Source organism: Bradyrhizobium sp. PUT101 (genome assembly GCF_052043945.1).
Classification (GTDB): Bacteria; Pseudomonadota; Alphaproteobacteria; order Rhizobiales; family Xanthobacteraceae; genus Bradyrhizobium.
Genome location: NZ_CP197207.1, coordinates 5,656,815 through 5,670,334, shown reverse-complemented (window position 1 = coordinate 5,670,334; position 13,520 = coordinate 5,656,815). Strand labels below are relative to the sequence as shown.

The following is a 13,520-nucleotide window of genomic DNA, read 5'->3' as shown; positions in this document are numbered from 1 at the left end:
CGGATTTACGGGGCCGCACACCGTCGATTTTCGTGGCGCGACGTCGGCGGGCTTATTAAGGTTGATACTGAGCCCTATAGTAGGTTTGTAATCAACTGTGCTAACTTGATCTTGCTTTCTCGAGGCTGTTGTTAACGGTATTTGAACAGGAATTAATACTGCCAATAGTGCGGCCCGCATTGCTGGCAAAACCGGTCAAGATATCGATCGCTTACCCTCGCGCAGGCTGCTCCGCGAGGTCATTAGCAGCCTTTTTTTCAGAACGGCCAACAACGGCGCAAGGCGCCGCTGATGGATGCTTTTTGGAGTTTTTTTCTCAGATGCGAATTCTCCTGGTCGGTATTAATTACGCCCCCGATCTCATTGGTGTCGCGAAATATAATACAGAGCTCTGCGAGGACCTTGCAGCGCGTGGCCACGACGTTCGCGTCGTCACGGCTCCTCCGTACTACCCTGAATGGCGTGTTCCGGAAGCATATCGCGGCCTTCGCTACCGGTCGGAGACCATCAACGGTGTTTCGGTAACGCGAACACCAATCTATACTCCGGGCGTTCCAACCGGCGCGAAACGGCTGATCCATCATGCTTCTTTTGCGCTCGCGAGTATGTGGCCGGTAGTCTCGTCGGCGATCCGCTGGCGACCAGACGTTGTTTTCGCTGTAGCGCCTTCCCTGATGTCCGCCGCCGTTCCTGCCTGGATCGCAGCTCGCCTCGGTGCATTCTCTTGGCTTCATTTGCAGGATTTCGAGGTCGACGCGGCGTTCGATCTCGGTCTCCTGCACAACCGGCGGCTAAGGGCTCCCATGGTCGCGATGGAGCGGCTAATACTGCGATCGTTCGATAGCGTATCAACGATTTCGCCTCAGATGCTGCACAGGCTGATCACCAAGGGCGTCGAGAAGGAGAAAGTTCGGGAAATCCGCAACTGGACTGACGTTCGGAAGATTTCGCCGGGCCAGGCGTGTCCGCGTTTCCGCAAGGATGTTCTGGCTCTTGATCCCTCGCATTTCGTTTGTCTCTATTCTGGCACCATGTCGAACAAGCAGGGTTTGGACCTGATCATCGACGCTGCGCGCTCCGTGGGCAAAGCCAATTCGAACATTCGATTCATCCTGTGCGGGGATGGCCCGCAAAAGGACCAACTTCAGCAGTTGGCCAGTGGCTTAACGAACGTAAGCTTTCTAGGCTTACAGTCGGCAGAAAACTTTGCTGAACTGCTGAGGGCCGCGGACGTTCATTTGATTCCGCAAAAGGCCGAGGCCGCCGATTTGGTGCTTCCGTCGAAGCTCGGCGGCATACTTGCTTCCGGCAGACCCGTTGTAGTCATGGCAAACCCCGGGACCGGCCTCGCCGAGGAGATTGGCCAGGGAGGAATGGTCATTCCCCCAGGAGACGCCGGCGGCCTCGCAGAAGCCATCGTTACCTTGGCCGGGGATGCGGCTCTGTGTCGTTCTCTCGGTGAAGAGGCCCGCAGCATAGCAGTCGCGCGTTGGGACAGAGCGACCATCATCTCCGCGGTGGAGCGGACAATGCTGGCCCAGCATCAAAGGCGGCAAGGACCTTCCCCTACGGCGCCGGAGCTGGCTCCCCTCAATGCCAAGAACCGCAACGCTCGCTAGCGCGGGACAGTCCGGCGATGAGCATCGCGCCACGGTTTTGACAGTGCAAAAAGAGAATCCGTCCCCTCTCAGTTGGTCGGCGCAGACCGGCTACGCCATCGGCTCGTCGTGAGCCGCCCACGGGACGCCGCCTCTTCAAGCGAGCAGCGGGGACAGAATAGACCTCATCGCCGATGCCATCATCTGGTAACCCGAAATTCCGGGATGCCCGTCAAACGGATTAGGCGTGATTGAGGGCATGACGACAATTGTAACGCGGTTTGCCTCTGCGTTCGCCATCATCAAATCTGTATAATCCTGTTCCGGATCGCCAGCGGGTCCTGAGAACGTGTAGGTGATAATGCGATCCCATTTGTCGGCGCGCACCACAGCGAGCCAAGACAGGAAGTCGGCGTAGGCCTGTGCGCCAGTCTTGCCGTCGTTGATCGTATTGCCGACCGCAGAGTTTGGGCCCACCAGAATGTTCTTTGCAGCGGAGGAATTGAAGCAAAGATGCCCGTCTGAACCGTAAGTGGATGTGCAGTTCGCAATCCGGTTGCCACTGGCGGCGATATTGTTCCACTGTATATCAAGGCCATCGAGTTGATCCATGAGCATCTCTGGCCAACCGTAGCCGCCGCCATTCTGCGTGCCATACTTGCCCGCAGGATCGCCTCCCTGGCCCTGATCGAAGCTTGCTCCGTCGATGAGGATATTGACCTTCCCGATGGCGGACGGCAACGCGCTTCGGATGTCCCCATATTTGTAGAGGGCGCCTTTGACTGCGGTGTCCTGTGCCGCAGAAAGGGGAGTCGACGACATCATGACCCCCTGCATGCGCCCCGAAAATGCCGTCGAAAACGGCAGGCCCGGCTGAAATCCGATACGCCCCCCCATGGCCGTCGCGGCGGCCAGCGGACCGGCAGTGCCAACCGCGCCATTCAGCGAAACCTGCGACGCATCCGCCCCAAGAATATGGCTGTAGATCGATCTTTGAACGGTGACTGGAGCCGCGATCGATGGGCCGGAAAACTTCGAAAAGTCGACGACACCAATTCCATTGGCAGGCCCGTGCGAAAACATCGATGCGCCGGCGTAGATCGCCGGACTCCCTCTGTCCGTCACCCATCCGGCGTTGGAGCAGTAAGGCTTGATGATCGCGTAGACCGACGAGGATCGGTTGTTGACAGGTACCCTTTCGCTGACATTGAAGAATTGAGCGGGAAGCGACAGCGCTTTCTGGGACAGAACCCCGCCAAAGCCGAAGTAGATTTTCCCCTCTATCAGCCAGACACCCGGCTGGTTTGCAGGCGTTGCCTGAGTAAAATCGCAGCCCCTTCCGCTCTGATCATAGACCTTCGAGCACAGCAGCCCGCCTATGCCGGTTCTCGGATCCACGCCAGCCAGGGCAGCAAACGTCTTGATATCCGGATAGCCATCGATCGCATGGATCGTGCGGGTGTCCCCACCGCGATCAATGACGTCGAACAGAGGACCACTCAGCCATTTCGCGGTCAATGCGGCAAGGGCACCACAGGCGGTCCACGTCACTCCGGTGACCGCATCCATGGGGAGAATCCCGGAGAGATCGAATCCTCCGGTCAGTCGCGCGTCTTTCCGGACAAAAGCTATCGTCAAGGGAACGCCGAGGCCGAGCCCCAGCGCTGCGCCGGCCAGAAGATTGCGTCGATTAAGCATGACGGCGGACCATAGCGCAGCGCTTGCCTTCTTTGAAAGGTACGGCCACCGGTCCGCGCATGTCATTTTTTCTTTGCATCAATGACACGCTGCAAGCGGACCTTCGATGTCGGATCGGTACGCCGGCGCGGTCGCCGCCCGTCGGCTCGAGGACCGTGCCGGCTACCGCATTCTGCGCCGAGGCCGCGCCCAAGAATGTTCCAGCGACAACTGCATAGCGGAGCCGTCTGACGAGGCTCGTGGAACAGGATGGATCTACAACTCCATGAAATCACTCTGTTTTCTGCCCGCCAATTAATCATGCCCGGCGATTGGTTGTTTGAAATGTCGGGAAACTCGACTACAAGAAAACCTAGATAGTTTTGTCCATTTGGCGGTGACTATGAATATTTCGACGACCATTGGCGATTACGCCAAAGCCGTTCAACCGCAGCATACGACGATAGGCGATGCCATCCGGCTCCTCGCGGCGACGCAGCCCGATCACCCGGCTATCGTATCGACCGGCTTCCAGCCGCTGACATATCGCGAACTGCAGATCTTGATCGACCAGACCCGTGTCGCCCTGCGCGCCGCAGGTCTCGGGCGAGACGCCAGGATCGCAGTCGCAATGCCGGACAACATCAGTGCGGCGTTGGCGATCGTCGCCGTGTCTTGCGCGGCCGTCAGCATCCCGGTCAATCCGAAACAAACGCTCAGCGAGGTCGAGGCGAGCTTCGTGAAGCTGAAGCCGTCCGCCGTCATCCTCGCCAGCAACGACAGTTCCACTGCACGCACGGCAGCCGAGCGGCTGGGGATCCCCATCATCGAAGCGACGATCGAGCGCACCCGCATCGCTATGCAGATCGGTGCCGGGCAGGCTTCGTCGGAGCCCGGCGCAAGCCTGGCCGATGGCCCGGATCCGGAATCCCCGGCCTTCATCCTCCAGACCTCCGGATCGGCGGCAGAGCCCAAGCTGATCCCGTTCAGCCATCGCAACATGCTTGCAGCCGCGGCGCGAAATCAATCGTGGTTCAAGCTGACGCCGCAGGACCGCTGCCTGAGCGCGAGCCCGCCATTCTATTCTCACGGCCTGAAGGTCACCGTTCTCACCCCGCTGCTCAGCGGAGGTACCGTCGTATTTCCGGCCGACGGGTCTCGCTTCCGTTTTTCCGAGTGGTTCGAGGACCTCAAGCCGACCTGGTATTCGGCCGGCCCGACGCTGCACCGCATGGTCCTCGATCAGGTGCGCACCGAGACAAATGCCGCCAGACGACATGCCCTGCGCTTCATCCTGTCCGGCGGCGCGCCGCTGCCGGAGAACGTCCTCCAGGGACTGCACGACGTGCTGAACGTGCCCGTGGTGGAGCACTACGGGTCCAGCGAGGCCGCGCAGATCGCCGCAAACCTCCCGCAGCCAGGCCAGGCAAAACCCGGCACCTGCGGCCGGCCCTGGCCCGGCATCGTCAGGATCGTCGGCGAGGATGGCGAGGACCTCGGTCCGGGCCAGCAGGGCGAAGTACTGGTCGGCGGCCCCACGCTGATTTCCGGATATCTCGACGCACCCGAGCTCAATGGCGCATCCTTCTCCAACGGCTGGTTTCGGACTGGGGATCTCGGTAGCATCGACGAAGACGGCTTCCTGACGCTCCATGGCCGCTTCAGCGACGTGATCAATCGCGGCGGCGAAAAGATTTCCCCGCTGGAGATCGACGACGCGCTCATGCGCCACCCGGCGGTGGCCGAAGCCATCGCCTTTCCCGTGCCTCATCCCCGCCTCGGCCAGGATGTCGCCGCAGCCGTCGTGTTGCGGCCCGGGATGGCGGCAACGCCCGTCGAATTGCGCAGGTATCTGCAGGACCAGGTTGCGTCCTTCAAGGTGCCGCGGCGGATTGTCATGTGCGATCAGTTGCCGAAGGGGACGACCGGCAAGGTCGTGCGGCGGCAGATGGGCGCCTGGTTCGAAGCGAACGAGCAGCAGGCCGGCGCGAAGTCTGTCAACACTGCGCCCGTGCCAACCGGCACCGATGGCGTGGACGCCATGCTTGCTGCTCAGCTGGTGAGCGTGTGGGAGCGGTTGTTGCAAACGGCGCCGGTCGCTCTCGACGACGATTTCTTCGACAAGGGCGGCGACTCTCTGCTGGCCGTGGAAATGTTGTCCGAAGTCGAGCGACTGACCGGACAAACCGTCCCTCCGTCCGTCCTCTTCGAGGCTCGAACGATACGGCAGATCGCGCAAAGGCTCTCAGCGCAGACCGCAAGAGCCGACTCGGTCACCAAGCTGAATCCGCAGGGCACCGCAACGCCCATCATCCATCTTCACGGCGACTACAACGGTGGCTTCTATGTATCTCGTCTGGCAAACCTGTTGGGACCGGACCAGCCGCTCTTCGTCATCGATCCTCACGACCTCGGCAAGGAGCGCTCGCCCCTGCCTGTTCCGACGCTTGCCGCCGATCGGCTACGTTTGATCCGAGAGGCCCAGCCAAACGGGCCGTACCGGCTATCCGGCTATTGCAGTGCATCGCTTGTCGCCTTCGAGGTCGCACGCGCGCTCACGTCCGAAGGCGAAACGGTCGAGTTCGTGGGGATGATCGACCCGCCGACAGTCGGCGCGCGCCGATATGTTCAACTAGTCCTATCGGCGATCCGTCTCGCACGTCCGATTGCCGGATCCGCCGTCGACCGTTGGGCAGCATTCGTTTGGTTCAAATTCACGCTGCTCGATAGACCGTGGAAGGTCTCGATCTCGCAACGGTTAGCCTACGCTGCGCGCAAAATTCGGAAGCTCTCCTCTGGAGACCGCGATCAGCTTACTGCTGGGACGAGGATCCCAACCTTGTCGGAATCTCGAATAGCGCAGATCTTCAATACGAGCACTGACGACTGGTCCCCCGACGTACAAGAAATCTCGAATTATGCGCCCGAGCCGCTTGCAGTACCCGTAATCTACTTTGCCGCTGACTACGGCGCGTCGCCATGGCGTAGAATCACTCGCGATGTCGTCACAATAAAGTTAACTGGTGATCATTTCGATGCGATCAAAGATCCCGCAAACCTTGCGCGAATTGCCGATGCTTTGAAGGAGCGACTTCGGGACTTGCACAAAGCATGATGTCTTCGATATCAGCCATTTGCACGAATGGCATTTCGGCTGACGCGAAAGATCTCACGCCGCGTCGCGTTCGCCGCATCGACACCAATTCCTACATATGGGCGAGACCACTGCTGGAGGGCGTGCCGGACGACCATGGGGCCTCTAGCCTGAGCCATCGCCTCTCAAAGCAAAGGCAGCGCGCACTTCGTAAAGCTCGATCTCTGGGATCACGAGCCGGGCGATATCTTGCGGCGCCTTTTGCATCCCGTTCGTGACCATGGATTCGAGAAATGACTGAACCGGCCGACAATCCCGTATTTGACATTGCAACGGCATATCGAAAGACAGCGGCGCTTATCGCGGCCGTGAAGCTCGACCTCTTCACGGCAATCGGCCCCGAGAAGGCCTCGCTCGACCATCTTGCCTCCAAGACGGGCGCCTCGACTCGCGGCCTACGAATTCTGTGCGACTATCTAGTGACTCTCGGCCTGCTCAAGAAACAAGATCTTGACTATCTCCCGACCAATGTTTCCAAGATTTTTCTCGATGAGTCCTCGCCGTTTGCAATGGGTCGAAGCATCGAGTTCTTGGCCGCGCCGGAGATGCTCGACCTCTTTCTAAATGATCCTGCCGCCTATGTTCTCCGCGGAGGCTCCGATGGCCTCGCGCAAGTCGCTCCAGACAGCCCAATATGGGTGCGCTTCGCCAAGGCCATGATGCCATTTGCGGCGCCAGCCGCGAAACGCGTTGCAATGCATCTCTCCGCGCAGGGGGAGGCTCCCTTTACTGTTCTCGATATTGCAGCAGGACATGGCCTTTACGGGATCGAGGTCGCGAAGGCTTTTCCGGAGGCCCTGGTCACTTCTATCGACTGGGCTGAGGTCCTGACGGTCGCGAAGACTAATGCCGAAAAAGCGGGCGTTGCTGATCGGATACGGATGGTCGCCGGCAACGCGCTTGAACTCGATTGGGGTGGAGATTACGACCTCATCTTGCTTCCGAATTTCCTCCACCATTTCGATTTCGACACCTGCATTTCATTGCTCAGCAAAGTGAGGGAGAATCTTTCTTCTGACGGGCAGGTGATCGGCGTCGACTTCGTCCCGAATGAGGACCGCATCTCCCCTCCGGTGCCAGTTATGTTCGCATTTCAGATGCTGGCCACTACGCCAAGCGGCGACGCCTATACAACCAGCGAACTCGATGTCATGGCGAAGAAAGCCGGATTCCTAGGAGCAGAGACGCGGTCGCTCTCGCCAATTCCGGAAAGCCTCATCCTCTTCAAGACCTGAGCGCCTTCCCTAGACATACCGAGCGATGAGATCCCTCAGCGCAGACCTGTCAACAACATGGTCGTTGGTGACCGGTCTGCCGTCCGTATCGATTTCCGCGCAGACGAGCGAGTGATAGGTCAGCCTGCCGATGCGGGCGAGTCTCTCGAAGCAATCGACGACCCGCCCTGTCGGCATGAACTCGATGAGCACAGTGCCGGGATCGCAAAACACCGCGTTCGTGAAACCTGCCCCGTGGGGCCCGACGATGATTTTTGCCTCGGCAAACATCTCGACCTGCCGGGAGAATGAGACGCCGCTGAGGGAAACGACCTCAAAGCCGAGAGCGGCCACGTCGTCGCAAATCTCCGCCTCGTTGATCACCCGGCGGTGCGTCGCGTCCCCTCTCGTGATGTAGATCGCCCGATGCGGCTCGCGGTAACGGCCCTTTTGCAGGAAGGCGGAGCGCAAATACGCGCAGGCATGCTGCTGCGGGGATAGGCTGAAAACAGGTCCGGACAGGGAGGGAATGACCAGCTCATCCGCTCTGATATGCGTGCCGGCGTCCGGAACGGACAGGCGATCATCCGGTAGTCCGAGCAGCTTCAGAGTGTCCCTCTGAAAACCGGTCGTGGCGCTGATGATGTAGCGGTCGGCGGTCAAGCCGCTTTGCTGCAAAAGCCCGAGGCGTGGCAGGATGTCGAACATCCAGTGGTAATAATTGCCGGCCTGGATCGAATTGATGATCGCGACGCGCCCGCCGACATGTTGAATCGGTGGCAGCTCGAATTTGCGCAAGGCTGGATGCGCCCACGGCTGCGACGCGGCCTTGTCCCCTGCCCACGAGACGTCCGCCAGCAGCCGATGGTCGGGCGCGATGACGGCTCCGCTCTCGGAGAGCACGCGCGCACCGGGAACAACGGCGACAAAGAGGTTCGGCTGGAACGGATCCGGCGGGACCATCGCGTCGGCGTGTTGCGTCAGCGCGACATACTGCCCGCATCCGCCTCGTAGATAATCGGATGTGCTGTCGTGATAGCCACGCAGCGGCCCGCGGTCTCCGAGAACCGGATAGAGAACGGTTCCGACGATGCGCATCGCATAGCACGGCGCGCGGCGAACGGCCGCCTTGCATAGCCGGGCAAGCCGCACAGCCGCGGGAACCCTCTTCAATTGCCGCTTCAGGTAAATCAGCGGCTCCGATGCGAAGGGAATGTCGAGCGACACGTCGTACCTGCCAGCTTGTGCAAGAGGCATTGCGCAAGCCTCAAGCAGATTTACTATCTTCAAATAAGGTACTGATTTTCCTTGAGTTTGCATAGTGGCGCCCATATACCGAACGCAGTGTTGGTTACAGCTTTTTCGTTTGTGTATTTCACCTCGTAGAAGCGCCTGGCGGGCGAACGGGTGTCGGTGGTTTCATGAAGGACGTGATAATCATAGAAGCCGGCCGGCGTGAACGTCACTATTGGCTCGATCTTTGGCGCTACCGCGAGCTTTTTTACGTCCTGGCCTGGCGCGACCTGGCGGTGCGTTACAAGCAAACCGTCATCGGCGTGCTGTGGGCCCTGATCCGCCCCCTGCTGACCATGGTGGTGTTCACCATCGTCTTCAGTCGCATCGCCAAGCTGCCGACGGACGGCGACGCGCCCTACGCTCTCATGGTGTTCGCCGGAATCCTGCCGTGGAGCTTCTTCTCTTCGGCGCTCAGCGAAGCCTCCGCCAGCCTCGTCAACAATGAACGGCTCATCAGCAAGGTCTATTTCCCCCGGTTGATCGTGCCGATCGCCACGATCGTCGTCGCGTTCGTCGATTTCCTCATCAGCTTCTGCATCCTTTTTCTGCTGATGGCCTGGTATGGCTTTATGCCCGACTGGCGAATGCTGCTGATTCCCGTTTTCGCCGTTTGGGCCTTCATCGCCAGCGTCGGCCCGGCGTTGTGGATCACGTCTCTCAACGTGAAGTACCGTGATTTTCGCTACATCATTCCTTTCATCGTACAGTTCGGCCTGTACGTTTCCCCCGTCGGGTTCAGCTTCAGCGTGATCCCCGAACAATGGAGGCTCGTCTATTCGCTCAACCCGATGGTCGGCGTGATCAACGGATTTCGTTGGTGCATCCTCCGCGGACAGAGCGATCTGTATTGGCCGGGTTTGATCGTCGGGATCGCTGTATCGGCGTTCTTCGTGTGGCTTGGTATTCGTTACTTCCGTAATTCGGAAAGAACGTTCGCAGACCTGATCTGAGCAGAATAGAACAATGGCCGAAGACGCGATTACGATCGAGAATTTATCCAAGAGTTATCTCATCGGGCATCGGAACGCCTCGTCAGGCAGCTTCAAGTACAAGGCGCTCCGAGACGTCATCAACCAGGAAGTTCGGAATTTTGCACGCAAGGCATCCGACGTCTTTCGTGGCCGCCAGATTGTCCAAGGTGACGAGATCGAGGAATTCCACGCACTGACCGACGTCAGCTTCTCCGTCAAGCAGGGAGAAGTCCTCGGTGTCGTCGGCCGCAACGGCGCCGGCAAGAGCACCCTGCTCAAAATCCTCAGCCGAATAACAGAGCCGACCAAGGGGCGCATCGTCCTGAGCGGACGGGTTGCCAGTCTCCTCGAGGTCGGCACGGGCTTCCATCCCGAACTGACCGGACGCGAGAATATCTTCCTGAACGGCGCCGTGCTCGGCATGGCTCATAACGAGATTCGCAGGAAGTTCGACGAGATCGTCGCCTTTGCCGAAGTCGAGAAATTCCTCGATACTCCCGTGAAGCACTACTCATCCGGCATGTACGTACGGCTCGCCTTTGCCGTGGCTGCGCATCTCGAGCCGGAGATTCTCATCGTCGACGAAGTGCTCGCAGTCGGCGACGCCGAGTTCCAGAAGAAGTGTCTTGGAAAAATGGACGAAGTCTCCCGCAGCGGGGGACGCACCGTCTTGTTCGTCAGCCACAACATGGAGACGGTTCTCAAGCTGTGCACGCGCGGCGTTCTGTTCGAACAGGGGCGCGTGCGCCAGATCGGCGACACGAGGTCCATCGTTTCCGCCTACATGAGCAGCCGCCCCTCGATGCCAACGGTGGTGGATCTCTCGAAAGTGACACCGTCGGCCGAGTTCGCCAAGAAAGCCCGCCTTCTCAGGGTAACGCCCTCTCCGTCCATGAACGACTGGTCTGTCCCCTACGGAAAGGATTTCTCCGTGGAGCTCTCGATTGAAGCTGCACCGGCGACCGCCAAGATCGACATGGCCCTCGATTTCAAGACGCGAGGCTTTGAAGTCGCGACCTGGATGAACCGATGCAGCCACACGGAGCTTTCGGTCCGACCTGGAATCAACACGTTCCGGGTGACGTTCGAGGGCCTCCGCCTGCTGCCGGGTCAGTATTTTCTCGGCATCAATCTCGGGGCGGGACGAGGGTTCGAGAGCTACATGCCGGAGGCGATTCCTTTTGAGATTGTCACGAGTCCCGAGGCGGCAGAGATAGGCGCCGAACATCTCGGAGGGGCCGTCATGGCGATGGCCACAGCGCAACGGATAGACTGACGAACCGTTCAAGTAGACACTTACTGGGAGCTGCTAGCGCGATGCATCGTAGCGATCGTGTGTTGGTCACCGGAGCGAGCGGGTTTATTGGCGGCAGGCTGACTGAAGCGCTCGTCAGCCGCGGCATGACCGTTCGCGCCGCGACCTCGGATGTACGACACTGCTCTCGTATCGCCAGTCTGCCGGTGGAAATCGTCGAGGCCGACCTCAACAAGCCCGACACGCTGGCGCGCGCCGCCGAGGGATGCGACGTCGTGTTCCACGTGGCATATCGATTCGGCGGCGACCTCGGTCAGCAGGCCGTGAATTTCGAGGGCACTCAAGTGCTTGCGGATGCGTTTCACCGGAGTGGTGGCCGCCGGTTCGTCCATGTCAGCAGTATGTGCGCCTATGGAGATCCTCGCGATGAGGATTTGACAGAAGATACGCCTCTCAGGCCGAGCGAGGATCCTTATTCGGCCATCAAGCGAAAGATCGATCTGCTTCTGCTGGACATGCATCGTTCGCACGGGTTGCCCGTCTCCATCCTTCAGCCTTCCATTGTCTACGGCCCGTACGGAACAGCCTGGACGGCGGAACCTCTGCGCCACTTGCGAACGACGCGGATTGCCCTGCCGAACCGAGGCTCCGGCCTGTGCAATGCGGTTTACGTCGACGATGTGGTTGCGTCTCTCCTCCTCGCCGCGGAAAGCGACGCCGCGGTTGGCGAGATGTTTCTCGTCTCAGGCTCCGCACCTGTGACCTGGCGGGAGTTCTACGGCGCTTTCGAGAAGATGGCCGGCACGACGACAATCGTTGAGTTTGACGAGCAGCAGTTCGAGCTCGAGAGGCGTAGCCAGCAACGCAATCGGTCTCTGATCCGGAGGATTCCTCGCGCATTGGCCAAGCGCGCCACACCAAGCTTCATCAAGGCATGGGCCCAAAAGACACTTTCATCATCTTCATCGAATGGCGATCTCCCGTTGTTTCTGCCAGACGGATTGACGCTCGCGTTGCTTGCTTCCAGGACGCACATTCGGATCGACAAGGCGAGGCGCCTGCTCGGCTATGAGCCGGCGTTCGACCTCGCCCGGGGAATGGCGCTAACCGAGCAATGGGCTGCCAGCGCCGGTCTGCTGGCTGCGTAATTCGTGCAAACACCTATAGCTTCTGGTTGTGAGGTCCATGACACGCTCCGAGCGTAACTCAAGGTCGAACGGTGACATTCTCTTTGTATCTCCGACGAGCGGCTGGGCAGCCTGCGAGGAGTTGTGGTCGCAGGCAGCGGAAGATCTCGCTGGCCAGGGCTTCAACATTTCCGCCTGCGTGACGAAATTCGTTCCACTCCACCCTCGACTTGAGCGGCTGAAGCGCGCGGGCATCTGCCTTCATTTCCTGCGGCCGGAGCATTATTCCATCTTGGACCGCGCTTCGCATTTCCTGCTTCACCGGGGGCAGTCGAAATGGAAAGTCTGGTTCGAGCGATGCCTCCGGCAAACCTCGCCCGGACTCGTCGTGTTCTCGGATGGCTTGACGTATCCGGACATCGGGCTTCTCGACCTCTGCATCAACCGGTCCATTCCGTTTGTGACCGTCTCCCACAAGAACTGGGGAGAGCTGTGGATGGCTGACGATGTCGCAAAGCGCTACTACGACGCGCTCAGCCGCGCCAAGCGCTGCTATTTCGTCTCCGAGGGGAATCTCCGCCTGACACAAAAGCAGCTCGGTCACGAACTCGCCAATGCGCAGATCGTCAGGAATCCATTCAACGTCGGGTTTTCTGCGTCGCCAGTTTGGCCTGTACTGGATGGAAAGAGGGGTCTCCGTTTGGCATGTGTCGGGCGGCTGGATCCCGGCCAGAAGGGACAGGACATTCTGCTCGAGGCTCTCTCGAGCACGGCATGGGCAGATCGCGATTGGCATCTCACGCTGTATGGTGATGGTCCGGTAAGAATGCCGCTTGTCAATTTGGCGGCTCGACTAGGCATCTCCGGACACGTGACCTTTGCTGGCCACGTCGATTCCGTTGAAGAGATCTGGGCGTCGAACCACGTTCTTGTCATGCCTTCTCACCATGAAGGATTGCCCCTGGCGGTGGTCGAGGCAATGCTTTGTGGCCGGCCGGTGCTCGCAACTGACGTTGCCGGCCACGCGGAAGTCGTTCGTGACGAGGAGACGGGCTTCCTCGCGGAGTCGCCTACAGTCGGCTCACTTTCTCGAAGCCTGGAAAGGCTCTGGGAACGCCGAGCCGATCTGGAGGCAATGGGATTGGCAGGCGCGGCGCTGATAAGGCAGCTGGTTCCCGCAAACCCCGCCCGCGTGTTCTCGGAACAGCTCAAGACCTTCTTGCAGTGA

General features: G+C 59.7%; 9 protein-coding genes. 7 read left to right on the top strand and 2 right to left on the bottom strand.

Annotated elements, in window-relative coordinates:
• Positions 1-179 precede the first annotated feature (179 nt).
• Positions 180-1,619: a WcaI family glycosyltransferase gene (locus ACSHT2_RS27240; RefSeq protein ID WP_440637750.1), complete on the top strand. Its 1,440-nt coding sequence runs from the start codon at positions 180-182 to the stop codon at positions 1,617-1,619.
• 135 nt (positions 1,620-1,754) lie between these two features.
• Here ACSHT2_RS27240 and ACSHT2_RS27235 read toward each other — a convergent pair whose 3' ends face one another.
• Positions 1,755-3,167, bottom strand: coding sequence for a hypothetical protein (locus ACSHT2_RS27235; protein WP_440637749.1), 1,413 nt, complete (start codon positions 3,165-3,167; stop codon positions 1,755-1,757).
• Positions 3,168-3,678: 511 nt separating this feature from the next.
• Between ACSHT2_RS27235 and ACSHT2_RS27230 the strand changes: the two genes are divergently transcribed.
• Together ACSHT2_RS27230 and ACSHT2_RS27225 are read left to right on the top strand one after the other, a co-directional pair.
• The gene (locus ACSHT2_RS27230) at positions 3,679-6,390 is read left to right on the top strand and encodes an AMP-binding protein (protein WP_440637748.1); all 2,712 of its coding nucleotides are present in this window, start codon (positions 3,679-3,681) and stop codon (positions 6,388-6,390) included.
• A 272-nt stretch (positions 6,391-6,662) separates the two neighbouring features.
• Complete coding sequence (locus tag ACSHT2_RS27225; RefSeq protein ID WP_440637747.1) at positions 6,663-7,664, top strand: methyltransferase; 1,002 nt, start codon at positions 6,663-6,665, stop codon at positions 7,662-7,664.
• A gap of 9 nt (positions 7,665-7,673) precedes the next feature.
• Here the strand turns inward: ACSHT2_RS27225 and ACSHT2_RS27220 are convergent, their stop codons facing one another.
• Positions 7,674-8,870, bottom strand: a complete 1,197-nt coding sequence (locus ACSHT2_RS27220) for a glycosyltransferase family 61 protein (protein WP_440637746.1) — start codon at positions 8,868-8,870, stop codon at positions 7,674-7,676.
• Between the two features lie 194 nt (positions 8,871-9,064).
• Here ACSHT2_RS27220 and ACSHT2_RS27215 point away from each other — a divergent pair, with 194 nt between their 5' ends.
• The 4 genes from ACSHT2_RS27215 to ACSHT2_RS27200 are packed head-to-tail and all read left to right on the top strand — an operon-like array spanning position 9,065 to position 13,520.
• Positions 9,065-9,889, top strand: coding sequence for an ABC transporter permease (locus ACSHT2_RS27215; RefSeq protein WP_440637745.1), 825 nt, complete (start codon positions 9,065-9,067; stop codon positions 9,887-9,889).
• A gap of 13 nt (positions 9,890-9,902) precedes the next feature.
• Positions 9,903-11,186, top strand: coding sequence for an ABC transporter ATP-binding protein (locus ACSHT2_RS27210; protein ID WP_440637744.1), 1,284 nt, complete (start codon positions 9,903-9,905; stop codon positions 11,184-11,186).
• Positions 11,187-11,227: 41 nt separating this feature from the next.
• Positions 11,228-12,313: an NAD-dependent epimerase/dehydratase family protein gene (locus tag ACSHT2_RS27205; RefSeq protein WP_440637743.1), complete on the top strand. Its 1,086-nt coding sequence runs from the start codon at positions 11,228-11,230 to the stop codon at positions 12,311-12,313.
• A gap of 37 nt (positions 12,314-12,350) precedes the next feature.
• Entirely contained in the window at positions 12,351-13,520 is a 1,170-nt protein-coding gene (locus ACSHT2_RS27200) for a glycosyltransferase family 4 protein (protein ID WP_440637742.1), read from the top strand.